Source organism: Aurantibacter sp. UH7, assembly GCF_056839165.1.
In genome coordinates this window covers 2,466,221-2,487,508 of sequence record NZ_CM166388.1, presented here as the reverse complement: position 1 = coordinate 2,487,508, position 21,288 = coordinate 2,466,221, and the positions used below count along the sequence as shown (strand labels likewise).

Here is a 21,288-nt window from a genome sequence, read left to right as displayed (position 1 = left end):
AAAATATTATGCGAACTGTAATTCTTGTAGGAGTATTTCTATTAGGTTTATCACTTATGAAACTACATGCCCAAGAACACCCTAATTTAATTTTAACTAAATCGGGTGTAGAAAAAATAAGAAAAGAATTAGGCAAAGTTCCCCTTTTTGATGCCTCTTTAGAAAAAACAAAGCAACAAGTTGATGCCGAAATTGCTTCAGGAATCGAAATACCAATTCCAAAAGACTACTCTGGAGGCTATACGCACGATCGTCATAAACGCAACATGGTAGTATTACAACAAGCAGGAGTTTTGTATCAAATTCTTAATGACGAAAAATATGCGAAATACATAAAAGACATGTTGATGCAATATGAAGAACTATATAAAACACTTCCACTGCATCCTAAAACAAGATCATACGCTAGAGGTAAATTATTCTGGCAATGTTTAAACGATTCTAATTGGTTGGTTTATGTAAGTCAAGCATACGATTGTGTCTACAATTATTTAACTAAAGACGAACGCAAGAAACTAGAAAAAAACTTATTCAGACCCTTTGCAGACCATATTTCAGTAGACAGTCCACAGTTTTACCAAAGAGTTCACAACCATAGTACTTGGGGTAATGCTGCGGTGGGTATGATTGGTTTAGTTATGAATGATCAAGAATTAATAGACCGAGCGCTATATGGTATTAAAGGCGTAAACCTTGATACAAATGCTAAAGATGACGATGGTGGTTTTTTAAACAAAGATGGAAAAGCAGGTTTTTTAGCGAACATAGAAGAACCTTTTTCCCCCGATGGCTATTATAACGAAGGACCTTATTATCAAAGATATGCCATGTATCCTTTTTTAATTTTTGCCGAGGGATTGCATAATTTGAAACCAGAAATAAAGATTTTTGAATACAAAGAAGGTGTACTTATAAAATCTATAAATGCGTTATTAAATTTATCTGATGCCGATGGTGAATTCTTCCCATTGAATGATGGTCAAAAAGGAATGTCATACCACAACAGCGCTTTAGTAACCGCATTAGATATCTCTTATTATTTTGGGAATCAGGATCCAGGACTATTATCTATTGCTAAAGAACAAGGAGAAGTCTTATTAGATGATTCTGGATTAGCAGTAGCTCTTGGGGTTAAAAATGGCATTGAGAAACCATTCACTAAAAAATCAATTAATTTATCTGATGGTCCCGAAGGTAAACAAGGTGGTGTTGCCATTTTAAGAAATGAAAATATCGAACTAGTTTTTAAGTACGCATCGCAAGGGTCAAGTCATGGCCATTACGACAAACTTTCTTATTCCTTATTTGAAAAGGGAGATGAAATTATTCAAGATTATGGTCTTGCTAGATTTGTAAATATTGAGCAAAAAGGTGGTGGCAATTACCTAAAAGAAAATAAAACTTGGGCAAAACAAACCATAGCCCATAATACCATTACCCAAAATGAAACTTCACATTTTAATGGCAAATATGAAATCGGCAGTAAGCATCATTCCGAACTTCATTATTTTGATAATTCTAATCCGAAAATTCAAATTGTTAGTGCCCTAGAAAAAAATGCATACCCCGGTACAGAAATGTATCGAACAATGGCTCTAATTAAAGATGTAGGTTTTACCAAGCCTTTTTTGATAGACATCATGAAAGTAAATTCTAATAAAGAAAATCAATATGACTTTCCCTACTATTTTATGGGTCAAGTACTGCAGTCCAATTTTGACTATACTAGTCCGACCACACTAACCACATTAGGATCGAAAAATGGTTACCAACATTTGTATGTAGAAGGAAAAGGTAAAGCTCCATCTGAAAACACTAAATTTTCATGGTTAGGAAATGGTAAATTTTATTCACTAACAACCGCAACTAGTAATACAGACGAACTTATTTTTACTAGATTAGGCGCTAATGACCCAGAATTTAACCTAAGAAGAGATGCTGCGCTAATGATTCGAAGAAAGAATTCTAAAAACACGATATTTGTTTCAACAATAGAAGCTCATGGTAGTTATAGCCCTGTTACAGAATCGGCAATTAACTCTAAAAGTAGCATTAAGGAATTAAAGGTAGTTTTAGACACTAAAGATTATACAGCTATTGAAATAACGACCATAAATAACAATACAAAGTTATTTATAACGACTAATACAAACGCTTCAAAAGAAGCAAAACACATTTTAAAAATTAACGATAAGAACTATAATTGGTCTGGTCCTTATTTTTATAAATAAAAACTAATAAATTAGAAATTATGAAAAGATTTAGTGAAAAATACGTCATCGCAAAAGATATGGAATGGGAAGTACTAGGCGGTGGAGTATCAAGAAAGTTTCTAGGTTACGATAACCAAATTATGATGGTAAAGGTTAAGTTTGAAAAAGGGGCATTAGGCACCCCGCATCAACATTTTCACACGCAAGCTACTTACTGTGTTTCGGGTAAATTTGAATTTGAAGTTAATGGAGAAAAGAAAATTGTAGAAGCTGGTGACGGAGTATATATTGAACCTAACTTACTTCATAGTGCAGTTTGCTTAGAAGAAGGTATTCTTATTGACACGTTTAGCCCAGTTAGAGAAGATTTCTTAAGTGGTGATGCAGTATCTTATTTTGGTGATAAGTCATAAAAAAATAGTTACAACTAGTACATTCCCAAAATCAACAAGATTTCCATGGCGTACTAGTTGTAATTTCTGACTCAACCTCACCTAAGGTGTTGTGAACGAAGATTTAATAAAAATAAATTGTATAGTCCTCAAACCCATTAGTTCACAATAACAATAGGACTTGCTCACAAAAGCAGTGTAAAGTTCGAGTAAGCTAATCTTCATTACACAAATTGCATAATAATAGAAAACGATTCCATTTCTATTACGTTTATTGAAATTTTGACAGTAATTGAATCATTCTTGCGTTCGCTTAGCACATAATTTATGTGCTATTTTAGACTAATAGCTTTAAAGCCATCAGCAAAATTTTCCTGCAAAACAATATGTCCTGCCTCCAAAATAGTTCCATTGTTTGCTTTCCATTTCACAGTAGCACCATCAATAGAAATCTTTGGCAAAACAAAACTATCTAAGCCACTATTAACACTAAAAGACCCCTCTCCAATTGACATAAGTCTAGCAGGTAATTCTACGCTTGTTAAGCGATTAGCAAGAAAAGATTTCTCCCCAATAAACGTAAGACCGTCAGGCAAATCAATACTTGTTAAACGGTTATCACGAAAAGCACTTGCCTCGATAGACGTTAGTCCTGCAGGTAATTCCACGCTAGTTAAGAAGTTTACATTAAAAGTACTCTCCTCAATCGTCTTAAGACTAGGAGGTAAAGTCACACTCGTTATTCTGTTATTCTGAAAAGCAAAATCTCCAAGAGACTTAAGTCCAGTAGGCAATTCTACATTGATTAAACTATTATCTCTAAAAGCTCCACTCTCAATAGACAAAAGCCCAGCAGGCAAACTCACAGCGGTTAAATTGTTCGATTCAAAAACACTCTTATTAACGGACGTAAGTCCTGCAGGTAGCACTACACTGGTAATACTATTATTCTGAAAAGCACTATTCTCAATTGACATAAGTCCAGCCGGCAAAACTAAGCTCGTAAGACTATTGTTCTTAAATGCACTATCACCGATAGATATAAGACTAACAGGCAAATTCACACTGATAAGGCTCTTATCTCGAAAAGCATTTTTACCAATCCCACTTACAACCTGTTTGTTAAGCATCTGAGGGATAATAATGTCTGATTGATAATTTTTTCCGTCGGTATCGGTGAGTGACGAGGAAGTTATTATTCCATCTACTATGGTTACATCATTATCTGTGAGGCTATAGGGTGTTTGCGACTTACCCACAAAGGCTAGTGCAAACAAAAAGATTGTACTCAATATAATTCTACTCATAATATCTATTGTGTAAATTTTTTATATCAGGCTAATTGCAGCCTTTTTTTATTCATCATTTATCAATCACCTTCTTGACAGCTTTATCTATTGCAGAATAATCTGTTGATTCAATAAAACCAATCGAAAAGGTCTGAACCGTTGTCAAATGTTTGGTTGTAGTTTCTCCGTTTTGTCTCCCAAAACCAAGAACGGTCATATCAGGTCTGCTCACATAATTATCTGGAATATCATCATCTTCATGATGCAGCATATAAAGTACACGAGGTGATTTCGGATCCCCGAAAGCCATCCATTCTGGGGCAGGAAGATCGCCCTCAAAAGGTTCTTCAATTGCATGTTTTTCACTATCAACTGATGCATACCAAAAATCAGTCACTTCCATTTCACCATTAGGAACTCCCTCATATTGCACCCAATAATTATAACCATCACTAATATTAGTCATTGTAAAATCACAACGATTTGGATAAAAATCCCATTGTCCTTGCCATTTTTTATTATCTGATGTAAAAGTTATTCGCACATGATTATCAGATTCCATATCCACTACAGAACTTGATGGATCTGTTCCTGCATTCATGGCATGAAAATAACTGCCATCTTGCTTATGAATAGCGTTTGGAAATCCTCGATATTCACCTTTATGAGCAGAGCCTTTCTCATTATGAAAGCCTATCCAATCTACACCATCATTGTCAATCATGCTTGAAAGGCCTCCACCTTCCTTTTCTAAATAATAAGTAGTTGAGGGTGTTGTAATAATATATGCTGATCCGCCACCGGCCGATTCATCTATACCATGTGTTAGTTGAACTTTCTGCTCAGTACAAGAACCGAATACAAACAGTAGAACAAGTAATGATGATAATTTTGTAATACCCATGTTTATTTTCTAACTAATTACAGAACCTTTATCAACCGCACTTCTTTTAAGCAAAAAGCCAATCACAGAAATAATTAAAGCACAAACAACAAACATCATTCTACCCCACGTCGGATTTGGGATCAACGACATTAGTAAAATACCAATACTCATTACCATAACCATATTACCTAATTTTCGTCGTTGTTGTTGATCTACTTCGTCTTGCTGATTATCAGATATTATTGGAGTTTCCAAATCTTCAAAAAAGCGGTCAGTTTCAATTTTATTTTTGTCCTTTGCCTCTTTATAGAATAGTGATGTCGCCCAGAAAAAGCCACCGGTGATAAATACATGACCAGCAATCGTAAGAATAATGTTCATGTCAATAATCTCCCTTTTGGTAAGCGATTCAATTCCAAACATTGACACAAAAACTTCGCCAGTAATAACATTAACAACAAGCCAAGAAACAACTAAACCGACCGCGATTGTTGCCCATGGAGCCCATTGTGGGGTCTTCTTAATAATAACACCTAGTAAAAGTGGTACCATCATTGGCATTTGAATCATAGTAGAAACGGACATCATCAATTCAAATAAACTAAGTTCTTTTAGCGATGCGAAATAAAGCGCAGCGATTATTACTCCAATACCACTTATAAAGCTTACTACTTGACTTAGTCGCAATAACTTTTTATCATCAGTTTGTCGATTCCTTTTTGCAAGAAAAGGTTGATAAATACTTCGAACAAATATTCCAGCGTTTTTGTTTAAAGCCGAGTCCATAGAAGACATGGATGCTGCAAAAAGACCTGCCATCAACAGCCCAACAGTTCCTATTGGCATTGCGTTACGAGCAAAAACAAGATATACAGCATCGGCAGCTTTGTTTCCCAACTGAGCATAATCTGCAGGTGCATCGGGATACAAAGTCGCAGCAGCCCAAGGCGGAATAAACCAAATAATAGTTCCAACTCCCATTAGCGTCATTGCCAATAAAGCCGCTTTACGAGCATTTATGGAATCTTTTGCATTCAAAAATCGAAATGAATCATGAAGATTCATCATCGTAATAATTTGTTTGGGTAAAAAGAAAATGAATGTGCCTATTAATATTAACGGATAGTTCATATTCGGACCAATGAAAAATCCTCCTGGGAAATTATCTATTAATTCAACAGGCCCTCCAACTTTAACTAGCGCCACAACAGCACATGCAATGGACACTACAGCAACCACCAAAGTTTGCACAAAGTCTGAAGCCACAACACCCCATGCTCCAGACAATACTGAAACGAACAAAACTGTAAGACCAATAGCAATTATGGTATATGCAATATCAGCATCAAAAACAGCACTAGTAAAAACACCTAAAGCATTTAACCAAACACCAGCATTCAAGAAGGAAAACACGATTAGTGCCCAAGAAAAAAATGTTTCATTTTGAGGTCCAAATCTCCTTTTTATGCCTTCAGTAGGAGTATCTACCCTCATTTGTCTAAAACGTTGAGCGAAGTAAGCATACCCACAAAAGAATGCAAAGGTATTTCCAAGGTAAACAGCGCTAATTGCAAAACCATCGGCAAATGCTTTACCTGCCGCTCCTGTAAATGTTACGGCAGAAAATTGCGCCATAAACGCCGTCGACCCTACCATCCACCAAAGCATTTTACCACCTCCACGAAAATAATCACTGGTAGATTTACTGGCCATTCGTGAAAACACGACACCAATTGCTAGAATTAAAATAAAATAAAGCCCAATAACTAGATAGTCATAAAACATAGTTCCCGTTTTTTACTGAAGATGACGAACATCTGTCCAGTTATCATTCTTTCTGATTAAATCTATAAGTTGTTGATACAAGCTACCTTCTTTGAAGGACTGATAGTAGTCTACTTTTTCTCCCTTTATATCTTTCACAAACTCTCTTGCTAAATATTGCCAATTGCGTTCTGTATCACCTGCTACCTTTGGTTGATCATCAATAATTTCTTGTGGCAATGGAAGTTGTTTCCATTTCTTATTTTCATCCCAAATATGAAGCGGTCCCATTCCGTAGTGACCTTCTATAAAAATGGCTCCTTTAGTTCCATAAAAAACAATATGGTTTTCATGAAATTTTGGATTAAGTCCGCCATGCTTGAATAGCACTGATACAGGTTTTGAAGCTATTTCACTTTCTAATTGTGCCATTACCGTATACGACCACTCGACATTACTTTCTCCCCACTTCAGCGAAGGGTCATTAAGGTCTTTAGGAATATGGTCTCTTCGCGTTTTAAAATTATGAACACCCTCTACAATTGGGGCTTTTCCTAAATCATCACGAACCTCCCCAATTATCGATAGAATTTTTTCACCTATAACTGATGTCGCTATTGACATCATGTGCGTGAAATTATTGTTCAAGCGACCGCCGCCATCTTCTTTACGATGCGACCATCCAAAAGGTATATCTCGTTCAAGATTAAAATGTGAAATAAATTCAGCCTCTACCGGTTCTCCAATTACTCCATCTGCCACCAACTGTTTTGCATGTATTACACATGGCATGTAGCGAAAACTAGAAGCAAATGCTGTTTTTACATTTTTACGCTTAGCAAGTTCATATAATTCAAGTGCTGAATCTCCATCAACAGTTAGCGGTTTATCACTATATACATGACAACCAAACTCGATTGCTTGTGTTATCGTTTCATAATGAGCGCCTCCTGGGGTAGCAATGGATACAATATCTGGTTGACAATCTTTTAAAGCTTTTTGCCAATCCGTGCTTGAGTATGGAATTTCCATTTTCTTTGCCACTTCAGCGACAACTTTCGGAGTTCTACCCACAATACCAACTACCTCCGCACCTACGGCACGAAAAGCATCTGCATGGCCTTGTCCTGCAAATCCGGTTCCTGAAATAAGCACTTTTAATTCTCTATCCATTTTTTAAATTTTATTATCTGATTCCTTCATTTCACCCCTTCTCAAACACTATACTTGCTTAAAGACGATATTCTTTAAACGGAATTACAAATTAGGGCTTCTTGAATACGCGCATTAAAATGCCAATTACTGACCAGTAAATCTAATTCTAATAATTTGGTTAACCAAAAATCATTTCAATTAAATACTTATAAATTACTATAAAATGTAATGTAATTTTACATTTTAGTAAAAATTATACATATTTTACAGTGATATATTATTATATTAGCATTTTTTAAAGTTGATGGATTTTTTAAATTTTAGTCTAAAAAAGAGAATTTCAACGATGGTTAACCACTTTCACAACTAACCAAGTTTGATAAAATTAAGAGGATTTATGTCTGCGGATAAAATTAAAAACATAGGAGAAATAAACATTGAAACATCAGTCGATACAATTGTCGACCAGATAAATGAATTGATTAGTTCAAATAAATTAATTGAAGGAGACAAAATACCATCCGAAAGATTCCTTAGTGAACAGTTCAAAGTAGGCAGAATGTATGTTCGAAATGCGCTTAGCAAACTCGAATTTTATGGAATTTTAAAAAAATTACCTAACGGTGCGCGAGTTGTTGCAGGAAACAAACACTCTGCTCTTACTACACTTACCGCAAATGCGGTGAACTTACTAAACCCCGATTATAAATCTCTAATGGAAGTGCGAAATGTTCTAGAAATTGAATCTGTTGGGCTTGCAGCGGAAAGGTTTAAGCAAAGTAATATTGAAGAATTAGAAATTGCAATAGAATTATTAGGCAAAAAGGTTGCTGCAGGTGAAGCGGGCATAGAAGAGGACTTAATGTTTCATATTGGAGTAGCAAAAGCATCCCAAAACAATGTAATCATCTACCTTGTTTCATACTTGGTTTCCCAAATGATGAATTTTTCTAAAAAATACGACATCTGTCGTGATTCAAGACCTCTTAAAGCATACAATGAACATGTTGTAATTCTAGAGCATATTAAAAATGGAGATGTCGAAAGAGCCAAACAAGCTATGCGTGATCATTTATCTACCCTTTTCGACTTTATTCCAGAATCAGAAATAAAATAAACTATACTAATGAAAATTGAACAAATAAAGGTATTTGTAAGTTGCCCAGGAAGGAATTTTGTAACCGTAAAAGTTATCACCGATGAAGGTGTTTATGGCTTAGGTGATGCTACTGTAAATGGCAGAGAAATGGCAGTTGTTGCATATTTAGAAGAACATGTTGTGCCTTGCTTACTAAACAAAGACCCACACCAGATAGAAGATATATGGCAATATTTGTACAAAGGTGTTTATTGGAGAAGAGGACCGATTACAATGGCAGCAATAGCAGCAATAGATATGGCATTGTGGGATATTAAAGGAAAGGTTGCTGGTCTTCCTGTCTACCAATTACTTGGCGGCAAAAGCAGGGAAGGAATTACCGCTTATGGTCATGCAAATGGCGAAACAATCGAAGAGACATTAGACAACTTAGGCAAGTTTATTAACAAAGGATTTAAAGTAGTTCGCCTACAATGTGCAATACCAGGACTTGCTGGTTCTTATGGAACATTAGGTAAGAAGAAGGACTACTATGAACTTCAAAGTGATCGCCCGTTACCTCCAGAACAACCTTGGTCTACATCGAAATACTTGAATTTTATTCCTGAACTTTTCAAACAAGCTCGCGAAAGATTTGGATATGACATACAATTGGTTCATGATGTGCATAGTAGATTAACACCAATAGAATCGGCACATCTAGGTAAAATACTTGAACCATACCAACTAATGTTTCTTGAAGACGCATCACCAGCTGATAATCAAGATGGATATCAAATTATTAGAAACCACACTACAATTCCCTTGGCTATTGGAGAAATTTTCAATACCGTTTGGGATGCCAAAGATTTAATAGTTAATCAGTCTATTGACTACCTAAGAACAGCAATTACTCATGGTGGCGGAATTACACCAATGAAAAAAATGGCGAATTTTGCTGACATGTATAACGTAAGAATGGCTCCACATGGCGCGCCAGACCTATCTCCTATTTGTCACGCAGCGCACGCACATTTCAATATTTGGGCTCCTAATTTTGGCGTACAAGAATTTATAGGATTTGGAACGGAGAAACTGAATAGTGTATTTAGCCATCCATTATCTTTTGACAATGGCTATATCCGTCTTGAAGACAAACCCGGATTGGGCGTTGAATACGATGAAGAAGAAGCTTCTAAATATGAATACAAACGATCTTATCTGCCAGTAACTCGTTTAGAAGATGGCACATTGTGGTATTGGTAAACAAATTAAGCATTAAAATCTTATCTTCAATCTATCAATGAAAATGACGAGTTCAATTACATTTAGACTCAGACAACAGCAATACTCTGGATCTATACCTTGGTATTAGCTAGTTTCCTTTTGCAAGTTAGAATATTAAATTTTGGATTCGACCAAGATTAATACTGACAAAAAAAGCCCTTCCCCCTGGCTCATTTATATAAGTGATTTAAAAAAAATCTAAATGAAAAACAGTCTACTGCATTACTGCATATTTCTGTTGCTTTTATCTTGTGGAGGAAACTCAAACAAAAAAGAAGTGATGTCAGCAATAATATTGCCAGCATTTAATTCTCAATACCACGAAGCACCAGAACTAGTTGCTGCTGTTGCATCTAAAGACTTACCACCAGTTTCTGTCCGTCTACCAGACACTCCGCAAGTAATTACACCCTTTAACAAAATAGGCAAATATGGTGACGAATTACGTTTTGGACTATCTGGGCAAGGGAATATGGACCCCATTCGAGCTTGGGGGAACATGAGTCTAGTGCAACATGATTTTGATTCTGATTTCACCAAAATAATACCACATGTAGCGAAATCTTTCGAAGTTAATGAAGACAACACAGTATTTACTTTCTATTTACGAAAAGGAATGAAGTGGTCCGATGGCACACTTTTCACTGCTGATGATGTTGAATTTGCTGTGAATGATATTCTTTTAAATGAAGATTTACAACCATTAGCACAAGTCTGGAGTGCAGGAGGAAAAAGTGTTGAATTCAAAAAAATTAACGATTTAACTTTTACCTTCTCTTTTATAGAACCTTATAGTGAATTTCTTCATGTATTAGCTGATCGTCGTTACCTGCACCCCACTCTTTATCAAAAAGCGTATTGTTCGAGAGCACACCCTGATTACAACCCTAATCTTGAAGCTGAATTGAAAGCGAATAATTTAAACGATTGGCGAGACTACCTACGTATGCTTTCAGGAGATCCAAGAGCAGTTGGTACAAGATGGGAGAATCCCGATCGCCCAACTCTTGAAGCATGGAAAATAGTTGAACCATATAAAGGTGGATCAACAATGGTTGTTCTTGAACGAAATCCATATTTCTGGCAGGTGGACACCGAAGGCAATCAATTACCTTATATAAGCAAGTTAATTGGCATTGTATACGGGGACCCCGAAGGAATGTTACTAGGAGCAATTGGAGGCAATAACGATTTGGGTTTTTCCATCTTTGGAACACCTGTTAACCGTCCGCTACTTGCCAAAACTGCTGGACGCCATGGATCTGAACTATATCCTGCAACAGCCATTGGTGGAACTAGTTTATTGTTTCAATTGAATTTAACGCATAAAGACCCAGAATTAAGGAAGCTATTCAATGAAAAAGATTTTCGTGTAGCACTTTCAATTGGCCTTGATCGTCAGGAAATAATTGAAACTGCACTTTTTGGCGATGGCACACCATGGAACAACGCACCTTTTGAAGATAGCCCGATGTACCATAAGCGATACGCTACAGAGCACTTGCAATTCGACATGGACCAAGCCAATAGATTACTTGATAAACTTGGTTTAACGAAAAGAAACTCCGATGGTATTAGACTTATGCCAAGTGGACGTCCGGTTCATTTTATTGTAGAATCAACGAATCGCCCGCCAGAGCGAATAGACCAACTAGAAATGATGATTCAACAATGGCGTAGAAATCTCGGGTTAGATATCCGAGCCAACATCACAGTAAGTTCTCTTATGTTATCGCGCACCAATAATAATGATCACGACGCTGCCATATGGGTTGATTTTGCAAGTTGGATGCCAGGTCGCTTTCCTACTAGTATGGTGCCACTAGAGTTTGATTCCCGTTGGGGAATTGACTGGGTAAATTGGTATAAAAGCGATGGGGAAAGAGGTGAAGAACCACCCGAACATATCAAAGAACGTTTTCTGCTCTATGAAAAATCCAGAGGAGCACCGGACCTTGAAGCCCGCAGAAATTATTATCATCAAATTGCTGAAATCGCAGCAGATCAGTTTGAAACTTTTGGCATATCAAAAAACACAACCAATTACGGACTCAAAAAAATTGCATTAAAAAACGTTCGACCCAGCAATCCAAGCAGCAATCAATACCCACTATCGTTACAACGTCCTTGGAGTTTTTACTGGGATACAGAAACCGGTAGTCGACCTGATATTTAAATTTTTCATTTATAACTATTCGAATATATTAATCAAGTCTAATAATCATAATAAAAGCAATATGTTGTCTGCTTCATTAATTATCATATAACACCTAATAAATATAATGTTTGAATTCATTATTCGTCGCATCCTCTGGACAATACCAATACTTTTTTTGGTATCGCTTTTGGCATTCGCTATAATACAAGCACCTCCTGGCGACTTTGTAACCGCATTAAGTGCATCGCTAGCAGAACGCGGCGAAGAAGTTGACATGGCCCAATTAGAAGCACTTCGTGCTCGCTTCGGCCTTGACCAACCTTTTTATATTCAATATTGGAAGTGGATTAGCGGTGTAGTAGTTGGTGATTTTGGCATCTCTTTTGAATGGCGTCAACCAGTAAGCGAACTAATTGGGGAACGTCTAGGATTATCCTTCATTTTAGCCATATCAACAGTTTTATTTACATGGGCACTTGCATTACCAATTGGAATTTATTCGGCAGTAAAAAAATATACAATCGGTGACTACATTGTAACAACTATTGGATTTATTGGCTTGGCTTTACCAAATTTTTTATTAGCACTGGTTCTTATGTATGTTGGTGTTGTTCATCTAGGGAATGATGTTACGGGTTTATTCTCTCCAGAATTTAGAAACGCGCCATGGTCATTCGCAAAATATATGGACCTCCTTTCTCATTTATGGATTCCTGTGGTTATTTTGGGCACGTCTTCTACAGCGAGTATCATTCGAATAATGCGTGCCAACTTGCTTGATGAACTTCCAAAACCGTATGTAACTACCGCTAGAGCGAAAGGTCTCTCAGAATTTAAATTACTAGTTAGATATCCTGTTCGCGTTGCTCTTAACCCTTTCATTTCAACTATTGGATGGATGTTTCCTCAAATTATAAGTGGATCTGTAATCGTTTCGATTGTATTATCACTTCCAACAGCTGGCCCCTTGCTATTATCTTCTCTTAAGGCGCAAGACATGTATTTGGCGGGTTCCTTCGTACTTCTTCTAAGCATTCTATCTGTAGTAGGCATGCTCGTTTCTGACATATTACTCGCTATTGTTGACCCTCGAATTCGTGCAAAGAAATAAAGCTATGAACGATATTCCCAAAAAGCAAGAAACGAAAGTCACCGCACAATCAAATCAAGATAATGCTTCGCAATGGCGTTTAATGTGGTATAGCTTTCGCCAACACAAGCTTGCAATGTTAGGGGGAATCGTAATTTTATTATTCTATATAGTAGCATTATTTGCAGAATTTATAGCCCCTTTCGACCCAAACGCATCGACATCAAAAAATGTGTATCATCCACCACAACTTATTAAATTTATTGACTATGATGTAAATGGTAGCCGGTCTTATCGACCGCATGTCCAATTAATGAAACTAGATAGGGACCCTATTACTCTTGAAGGAAAATTTACTCCTGTTCAAGGCAAAAAGGTTTATTTAAAATTACTTGCAAAGGGCGATCCCTATAAAATGTGGGGTAAAATCAGCATGAGTCGTCACCTCATAGCTCCTGTGAACCCAAATGAACGTTTTTATCTATTTGGTGCCGATCGTTTAGGACGTGATATGTTAAGCCGTACCATTATGGGTACAAGAATATCAATGTCAATTGGACTTGTAGGTGTTGCCTTAAGCTTATTTATTGGAATTATTTTGGGTGGAGTTTCGGGTTATTATCGAGGTGTTACTGATACCATAATTCAACGCGTTATAGAAATTATGATTGCCTTACCAACGATTCCGTTATGGTTAGCGCTCAGTGCAGCAATGCCCCAAGATTGGTCTACAACAACACGTTACTTCGCTATTACTATTATCTTATCATTAGTTGGGTGGACCGAATTAGCACGGGTTGTTCGAGGGCGTTTTTTGACTTTACAATCTGAAGATTTTGTAATTGCAGCCAAACTAGATGGCGGATCGCAATGGCGTATTATTTTTAGGCATATTTTACCATCGATGACAAGCCATATTATTGCAGCTGTTACACTTGCGATACCAGCTATGATACTTGCAGAAACAGCATTGTCATTTTTAGGTCTCGGACTACAACCTCCAGCTATATCTTGGGGAGTTCTACTTCTTGAAGTACAAAACATTAGATCAATTGCCGCTGGCCCCTGGTTATTTCTACCAGGAGCTATGGTTTTGATAGCTGTTCTTTCTTTAAATTTTCTTGGTGACGGATTGCGAGATGCAGCCGATCCATATGCACGCAAAGACCATTGATAAATATGAACGAAGCAACGCAGAAAAAAACTAACGATACGGTTCTCGAAATAAAAAATCTAGTGACCGAATTTCCAACTCGCAAAGAGACCTTTCGTGCAGTGGATGATGTTAGCTACTCATTAAAGGCCGGTAAAACCCTCTGTGTTGTGGGCGAAAGTGGTAGCGGAAAAAGCGTTACTGCTAGGTCTATATTGCAAATCCTTGATGCACCCGGAAAAATTGTATCCGGTGAAATTCTATTGCACAGTGAACGCGGAAAAGCTCTAAATGACCCCATAGATTTAGTTAGGCTTAAACCAAGATCTAGAGCTATACGCTCCATTCGAGGACGTGAAATTGCAATGATTTTTCAAGAACCTATGAGCTCTTTATCTCCAATTCATCGCATCGGGAATCAAATTGCGGAAGTTCTACAATTACATGAAGGATTGTCTAAAAAAAAAGCTTGGGCACAGAGCGTTAGTTTGCTAGAACAGGTCGGAATTCCCGAACCAGAAACTGCCGCTAAACGATTTTCATTTGAATTTTCAGGAGGCATGCGTCAAAGAGCGATGATTGCAATGGCATTAGCCTGTAATCCTTCCGTATTAATTGCCGACGAACCAACAACCGCATTAGACGTTACCACTCAAGCAGAAGTACTCGAGCTAATAAAATCTATACAACTAGAACGAAATATGGCCGTCCTATTTATCACGCATGATATTGGAGTCGTAGCGCAAATTGCCGATGAAGTAGTTGTAATGAAAAAAGGTAAAGTACTCGAACAAGGTGACGTATTTAACATTTTTGCAAAACCAAGCCACCCATATACTCGCGAACTCATTTCTAGCGCTCGAGAACTCGACCAACCCGCGGTTCAACGATTAGAAGCAAGGGCACGAAAAAAATTGGGCGAACCGATTTTAACAGCAGAGAATGTTCGAAAAGAGTTTGTTATTTCAAGTGGGATGTTTGGATTGAAAGCCAAAAAAGTCGCAGTTGGCTTAAAAGATGCAAGCATCGAACTTCGGGCAGGAGAAAACCTAGGAATAGTTGGTGAAAGTGGCTCAGGAAAAACCACCTTAGCTAGGTGCTTACAGCGCATCTACGATATCACTTCTGGAAAAGTTAATTATACTGACCGAAATGGTGAATCTGTAAATTTAGGAAGCCTAAAAACCAATCAATTACGACCCTATTGGCGCGATATTCGTACAATATTTCAGGATCCATTCGGATCATTAAATCCTCGAATGACAGTAGCTAAAATTATCGGAGAACCCATGCTCGTTTCAGGAGAACTTTCAGGTCGAGCGCTACAAATGCGTGTGGAGGAATTACTCGAACTTGTAGGTCTTCCGGCATCAGCGGCCCATAGATACCCCCATGCTTTTTCTGGTGGTCAACGTCAACGAGTTGCGATTGCTCGTGCGATAGGCCCAAAACCCAGAATAATTATTGCAGACGAACCCACTTCAGCTCTTGACTTAAGCTTGCGCTCAAAAACCCTTGACTTACTACTCACGTTACAGGATCAAATGGATCTTAGCTTTGTTTTTGTAACCCATGATATTTCCGTAGTACGCTATTTCTGCGATCGTGTTGCTGTAATGTATAAAGGAGAAATCATTGAAGTAGGTGATTCTGAACAAATTTGTACAAACCCACATCATTTGTATACACAATCTTTATTATCTGCAGTACCAAAACCAGACCCATTACAACGAAACAATAAACGAATTCTATATTCCTAAACTAAAAACAAATTAATTATGTTAGAAAATTGGTTTTCTCTAGAGGGCAAAGTTGCATTGGTAACAGGAGGTTATCGTGGACTTGGACTTTCCATTACACAGGCCCTAGCCAATGCTGGAGCTAAAGTTTACATAAACGGACGTAATGCTGAGGGTGTAAAAAAAACAGTGTCTGAATTACGTGAAAAAGGTTTAAATGTTGAAGGAGCTGTATTTGACATTACTAATGAAAAATCTGTGATAGCGTCCGTTCGGAAAATAGAAAGTAACAACACCTGCATCGACATCCTAGTTAATAATGCTGGCATTCAACGACGAGGTCTTTTAGTCGACATGTCTGTTGAAGATTTTGAAACCGTAATTCAAACAAATTTAAGCGCAGCGTTTATTGTTTCGAAAACAGTTGTGCCAGCAATGCAAGTAAAAAAAGGAGGTAAGATAATCAACATATGTTCACTAATGAGCAGTCTGGCACGAAAGACAACAGGCAACTACGCTGCTGCAAAAGGTGGTCTTGAAATGCTTACAAAGGCAATGACTGCAGAATGGGCTGAAGAAAACATTCAAATTAATGGAATTGCTCCTGGATATTTCGCAACTGAGATGACAAAATCACTGGTAGAAGACAAATCTTTTAACGATTGGATTTGCGGACGAACCCCATCTGCTCGTTGGGGCAAACCAGAAGAATTACAAGCATTAGCCGTCTTTCTAGCATCGAATGGATCGAGCTTTGTGAATGGTCAAGTTATAATTGTGGATGGTGGACTGAGTTCTGTTATCTAAAATTTAAATTTTTCATCAAATTGTCCAATGATTAAAAGCAGCTTAAGATTTATTTTAATAATACAATTAATCGCTACGAATAAAAAAATACTGAAATGAAGATCAATCTAATTCTAATCTTTTCTTGTGCTTTTCTACTTTTTATTTCCTGTGGAAAAACTTCAAATTTAGACGATACCTATGTAAAAGATATTAAGGAATTAAAAGAAGCAATTAATCAAGCAAAACCAGGTAGCGAAATTATACTCGCAAATGGAATTTGGAAGGATGTCCAAATCAAATACTTTGGTAATGGCACTAAAGAAAAACCAATTACGCTACGTGCTGAAACTGAAGGAAAAGTTTTTATAGAAGGGCAATCATTCTTACATCTTGGCGGAGAACATCTAAAAGTTGATGGATTATATTTTAGAAATGGCCATTCACCTACTTCTGGAATAATTCGATACAAAATCGGATTGGACAGTGTTGCCAACAACAGCGAGGTTACTAATTGCGTTATTGAGAATTTCAATAAGCCTAAGGTAACAACAAGCGACCAGTGGATTGAATTTTATGGAACTCATAATCAATTTGACCATAACTACATTGCTGGAAAAATAAATAATGGCTCCACTTTGATGGTTTATCATGATGGAAATGAAAACACAAACAATTATCATCAAATAGTGAATAATTATTTTGGGCCGCGCCCAAGACGTAGTGGAACAAATGCAAAAACTATTCAACTTGGAAATAGTAAAACACGCTTAACCCCAGGACGAGCAACTATTTCAAACAATTATTTCGAAGCTTGTAATGGAGATGAACAAGTCATTTCAGATATGACAAACTACAATTCATTCATCAACAATATTTTCAACAAATGTGAAGGCGCTCTAGTCTTGCGTCATGGAAATTTTGCAACGGTGGATCGAAATATATTTATTGGAGGCGACGAGTCTAAATTATATGGCGGAATAAGCGTCATGAACACAGGACACTGGATTACCAATAATTATTTTTATAAAATAAAAGGAGAAGGGTTTAGAAGTCCGCTAGCTATAATGAATGGTATTAAAAACACACCATTACAAGGGTTTAGACAAGTTACTGACGTTGTAATCGCCTATAATAGCTGGATAGATTGCCAATCAACTTGGCAAATAGGTGTAGGACAAAACAAGGCAAGTATAGATTCAATACCATTTACTGAAATTCGATCTGAACCTCCTTTACGCTCAACCATCGCCAATAATTTAGTTTATAACACTCAGGTAGATAAGTCTCCACTTATCAATTATGACAACATGGAGGGCATCTTATTTAAGAACAATATACTTGATAATCATGGTACTCAATTTTCAGAATACAATGTATTTAAAAATGAGAAGTTGAAAATGAAACAAATCAATGATTGGTTATTCGCCCCAGAAGATGAACAAAACGAAATACTAAATAAAGTGTTCTACGGATATGATTTTGGTAGAATTAAAAATGACCTTTTTGGAAATTCAAGGGCAGAGAAAAATAGAGTTGGTGCAATTAACGAACTTGGATTTGCCGAAAAGTTCCAAATTGACAAAAAACAATATGGCCCAAAATGGTTCTCACCAGCTAAAATTAATTTAAAATGAAAAACTGTTTATCACTAGTACTTATTGTAATTCTACTTCATTCTTGTGGAGAAAAATCAAGTTCAGAAAGTATTTTAGTAAAAACCATTATTGAATTAAATGAAACAATTGACCAAGCAACCCCAGGAACTGATATTGTTTTAGCCAATGGAGTTTGGAAAGATGTCCAAATCAAATTCTATGGAGAAGGCACAAAAGAAGCTCCAATAACATTACGCGCAGAAACACCTGGACAAGTATTTATAGAAGGACAATCGTTTTTACATTTAGGAGGAGAAAATCTTTTGGTAAGTGGATTGTATTTTAGAAATGGCTACACCCCATCTTCCGGAATTATACGTTATAAAATCGGATTAGACAGTGTTGCAAATAACAGTAGAGTAACCGATTGCGTTATAGAAGAGTTTACACAACCTAGTCGCGCAATGAGCGATAGGTGGATTGAATTTTATGGCAAACACAATCAAATGGACCATTGTTACATCGCTGGAAAATCTAACGACGGAAATACTTTAATGGTTTGGCATACAGGTAATGAGAACACCAATAGCCATCATCAAATAGTATATAATTATTTCGGACCACGACCGAGAAAAGGAGGACCAAGAGCAGAAACCGTGCGTATTGGAAACCCGCAGATGACACCTGGCTATGTGAACGTATCTAATAACTATTTTGAAGCTTGCAATGGAGAGGTGGAAATCGTTTCTGATAAAGCTGACTTCAATATTTTTAGAAATAATATTTTTTATAAATGTGAAGGCTCGTTAGTCTTAAGACATGCTAATTACGGAACAGTAGACGGTAATATTTTTATAGGAGATGACGACTCTGATTTCTATGGCGGAATAAGACTAGTGAATACTGGGCACTGGATTACTAATAATTATTTTTATAAAATTAGAGGAGAAGCATTTAGAACACCATTGGCTGTTATGAATGGAATACCGAATTCAATTTCAAATAGATACAAGCAGGTAACAGACGCTGTAATCGCATACAATACATGGGTAGATTGCAAATCGCCTTGGCAGTTTGGAATTGGACAAAACAGAGCAAGTGCAGATGTGTTACCCGCAAGTGAAATCCGCTCCTTACCACCAATAAGAACAACTGTTGCGAACAACTTAATTTATAATTCTAAAGTTGATAAAGAACCGGTGATTGATCATGATAGCATAAACGGAATTTTATTTAAAAATAATATCCTAGATAATAACGGAGCTGTATATTCAAAATTTGACATTTTCCAAAACGAGAAAATAAATATGAAACAAATAAATGAATGGCTGTATGCACCCGAAAACAAACAGAACGATTTCATGAACAAAGTATACAATGGATATGACTTTGGTAGAATTAAGCATGACCTCTTTGGTGAATCTAGAATAAAGAAAAGTAGGATTGGTGCAATCAATAATTTAAAGACCGCTGAAAAATTTGTAATTGACAAGAAAAAGTATGGGCCAAAGTGGTTCTCGACTAAAAAAGTTGATACCGAACCAAAAGTTTTTAAAGCATCTTCAAAAGAAGGGGTGCTTTCACAATTAATTGAACAAGCAAACCCAGGTGATATTATTGAGCTTGTAGATGATTTATATTCTATTACTACTTCACTTAAAATTGACAAGGAAATCACGCTAAAATCAAATAATGAAGACAAAGCACAGCTCCTATATATAGGCAAAGAAAATACCCCTGTATTTGAAATGAACCCCAAAGGTGTTATTCGCCTTGAAAATATTTCTATAAAAGGTCAGAACAACCAATTAGCCTTTGCTCCGTTAGATACAAACATGTCTTCAGCTTATAAGATTTTCGTTGAAAATTGTATAATAGACAGTTTTAGCAATGTACTTAAAGCATCTGAAGGATCTTTTGCTGACACCATCACAGTAAGTAATACTAAGATTCAAAATTGTGAAAATGGTATTATCCTAGCGGCCGATGACAAGGGTGATTACAATGCAGAAATGGTAACCTTTAACCAATGTGATTTTTTCAATATAAAACGCAATGTTATTAATTTTTACAGAGGCGGCTATGATGAATCTACAATTGGCGGAGTTTTAACTTTGACTAATAACACTTTTAAATCGTGCGGTAGCAAAGAAGAAAGTGGATTGCTAATTAAGACTCGCGGTATAATTAATGTAATTATCGATGGGAATACCTTCAGTGATAATCCTGTAAAATTGGTTGCTTTATTATGGGGTGCAAAAAACAACCGTCACAGCAATAATTCTATAATTAAGTCTGGCGAGATCAAAATAGAAGAGCAACAAGAACTAGATATACTCTACTAAACGCCTAACAATTTCTTTAGTATTGCGAGGAATTTTCACTCTCTTTTTATTGTCCTCTTTTAATAGACTACTCAGCTCTGTAAGTTTTATAGTAAGTCGATTAAAATCATTCTACAAATTAATTACTGTCTAAAGGATAAAATATTTAATTATACAGGTGAGTCTTTGTCATGAAATAGATGACCAATTACACAAAACATCACTTCCTAGCACTGGATATGGTCTAAAATAATGTATAGATTTTATTTTTTTAAATTATCGATAACTACGAAAACATCAATAAATAAAGATATTTTTTGTCAAATTGAAACCTAACCATAGTGTTAAATTCAAAATTAATTTTTCATTAACAAAA

General features: G+C 36.4%; 15 protein-coding genes. 11 read left to right on the top strand and 4 right to left on the bottom strand.

Annotation, left to right across the window (positions count from 1 at the left end; translation table 11 throughout):
• Nucleotides 1-8: 8 nt before the first annotated feature.
• Together UH7x_RS10505 and UH7x_RS10500 are read left to right on the top strand one after the other, a co-directional pair.
• On the top strand, nucleotides 9-2,231 hold the full coding sequence (locus tag UH7x_RS10505) for an alginate lyase family protein (protein WP_482359888.1): 2,223 nt from the start codon (nucleotides 9-11) through the stop codon (nucleotides 2,229-2,231).
• Nucleotides 2,232-2,251: 20 nt separating this feature from the next.
• Entirely contained in the window at nucleotides 2,252-2,626 is a 375-nt protein-coding gene (locus UH7x_RS10500; protein ID WP_482359887.1) for a cupin domain-containing protein, read from the top strand.
• A 311-nt stretch (nucleotides 2,627-2,937) separates the two neighbouring features.
• Here the strand turns inward: UH7x_RS10500 and UH7x_RS10495 are convergent, their stop codons facing one another.
• The 4 genes from UH7x_RS10495 to UH7x_RS10480 are packed head-to-tail and all read right to left on the bottom strand — an operon-like array spanning nucleotide 2,938 to nucleotide 7,717.
• On the bottom strand, nucleotides 2,938-3,912 hold the full coding sequence (locus UH7x_RS10495; RefSeq protein ID WP_482359886.1) for a leucine-rich repeat domain-containing protein: 975 nt from the start codon (nucleotides 3,910-3,912) through the stop codon (nucleotides 2,938-2,940).
• A gap of 55 nt (nucleotides 3,913-3,967) precedes the next feature.
• Nucleotides 3,968-4,798: a hypothetical protein gene (locus UH7x_RS10490; protein ID WP_482359885.1), complete on the bottom strand. Its 831-nt coding sequence runs from the start codon at nucleotides 4,796-4,798 to the stop codon at nucleotides 3,968-3,970.
• Nucleotides 4,799-4,807: 9 nt separating this feature from the next.
• Entirely contained in the window at nucleotides 4,808-6,565 is a 1,758-nt protein-coding gene (locus UH7x_RS10485; RefSeq protein ID WP_482359884.1) for a sodium:solute symporter family transporter, read from the bottom strand.
• Between the two features lie 12 nt (nucleotides 6,566-6,577).
• On the bottom strand, nucleotides 6,578-7,717 hold the full coding sequence (locus tag UH7x_RS10480; RefSeq protein WP_482359883.1) for a Gfo/Idh/MocA family protein: 1,140 nt from the start codon (nucleotides 7,715-7,717) through the stop codon (nucleotides 6,578-6,580).
• Between the two features lie 379 nt (nucleotides 7,718-8,096).
• On the opposite strand from UH7x_RS10480, the gene UH7x_RS10475 reads away from it, so the two are divergent.
• The 9 genes from UH7x_RS10475 to UH7x_RS10435 all read left to right on the top strand — a co-directional run bounded on the left by UH7x_RS10475 (nucleotide 8,097) and on the right by UH7x_RS10435 (nucleotide 20,933).
• On the top strand, nucleotides 8,097-8,816 hold the full coding sequence (locus tag UH7x_RS10475) for a FadR/GntR family transcriptional regulator (protein WP_482359882.1): 720 nt from the start codon (nucleotides 8,097-8,099) through the stop codon (nucleotides 8,814-8,816).
• A gap of 9 nt (nucleotides 8,817-8,825) precedes the next feature.
• Nucleotides 8,826-10,043 carry a D-mannonate dehydratase ManD gene (gene manD, locus UH7x_RS10470; RefSeq protein WP_482359881.1) on the top strand — a complete coding sequence of 406 codons (1,218 nt, stop codon included), beginning with the start codon at nucleotides 8,826-8,828 and terminating at the stop codon, nucleotides 10,041-10,043.
• A gap of 301 nt (nucleotides 10,044-10,344) precedes the next feature.
• Entirely contained in the window at nucleotides 10,345-12,240 is a 1,896-nt protein-coding gene (locus UH7x_RS10465) for an ABC transporter substrate-binding protein (RefSeq protein WP_482359880.1), read from the top strand.
• Nucleotides 12,241-12,346: 106 nt separating this feature from the next.
• Nucleotides 12,347-13,333, top strand: coding sequence for an ABC transporter permease (locus UH7x_RS10460; protein ID WP_482359879.1), 987 nt, complete (start codon nucleotides 12,347-12,349; stop codon nucleotides 13,331-13,333).
• A gap of 4 nt (nucleotides 13,334-13,337) precedes the next feature.
• Entirely contained in the window at nucleotides 13,338-14,486 is a 1,149-nt protein-coding gene (locus tag UH7x_RS10455; RefSeq protein WP_482359878.1) for an ABC transporter permease, read from the top strand.
• A 5-nt stretch (nucleotides 14,487-14,491) separates the two neighbouring features.
• The gene (locus tag UH7x_RS10450) at nucleotides 14,492-16,225 is read left to right on the top strand and encodes a dipeptide ABC transporter ATP-binding protein (protein ID WP_482359877.1); all 1,734 of its coding nucleotides are present in this window, start codon (nucleotides 14,492-14,494) and stop codon (nucleotides 16,223-16,225) included.
• Nucleotides 16,226-16,243: 18 nt separating this feature from the next.
• Nucleotides 16,244-17,011, top strand: coding sequence for an SDR family oxidoreductase (locus UH7x_RS10445; protein WP_482359876.1), 768 nt, complete (start codon nucleotides 16,244-16,246; stop codon nucleotides 17,009-17,011).
• Between the two features lie 95 nt (nucleotides 17,012-17,106).
• Nucleotides 17,107-18,627, top strand: a complete 1,521-nt coding sequence (locus UH7x_RS10440) for a chondroitinase-B domain-containing protein (RefSeq protein WP_482359875.1) — start codon at nucleotides 17,107-17,109, stop codon at nucleotides 18,625-18,627.
• Nucleotides 18,624-20,933, top strand: a complete 2,310-nt coding sequence (locus UH7x_RS10435) for a chondroitinase-B domain-containing protein (protein ID WP_482359874.1) — start codon at nucleotides 18,624-18,626, stop codon at nucleotides 20,931-20,933. The genes UH7x_RS10440 and UH7x_RS10435 overlap by 4 nt, the downstream gene beginning before the upstream one ends.
• Nucleotides 20,934-21,288 lie beyond the last annotated feature (355 nt).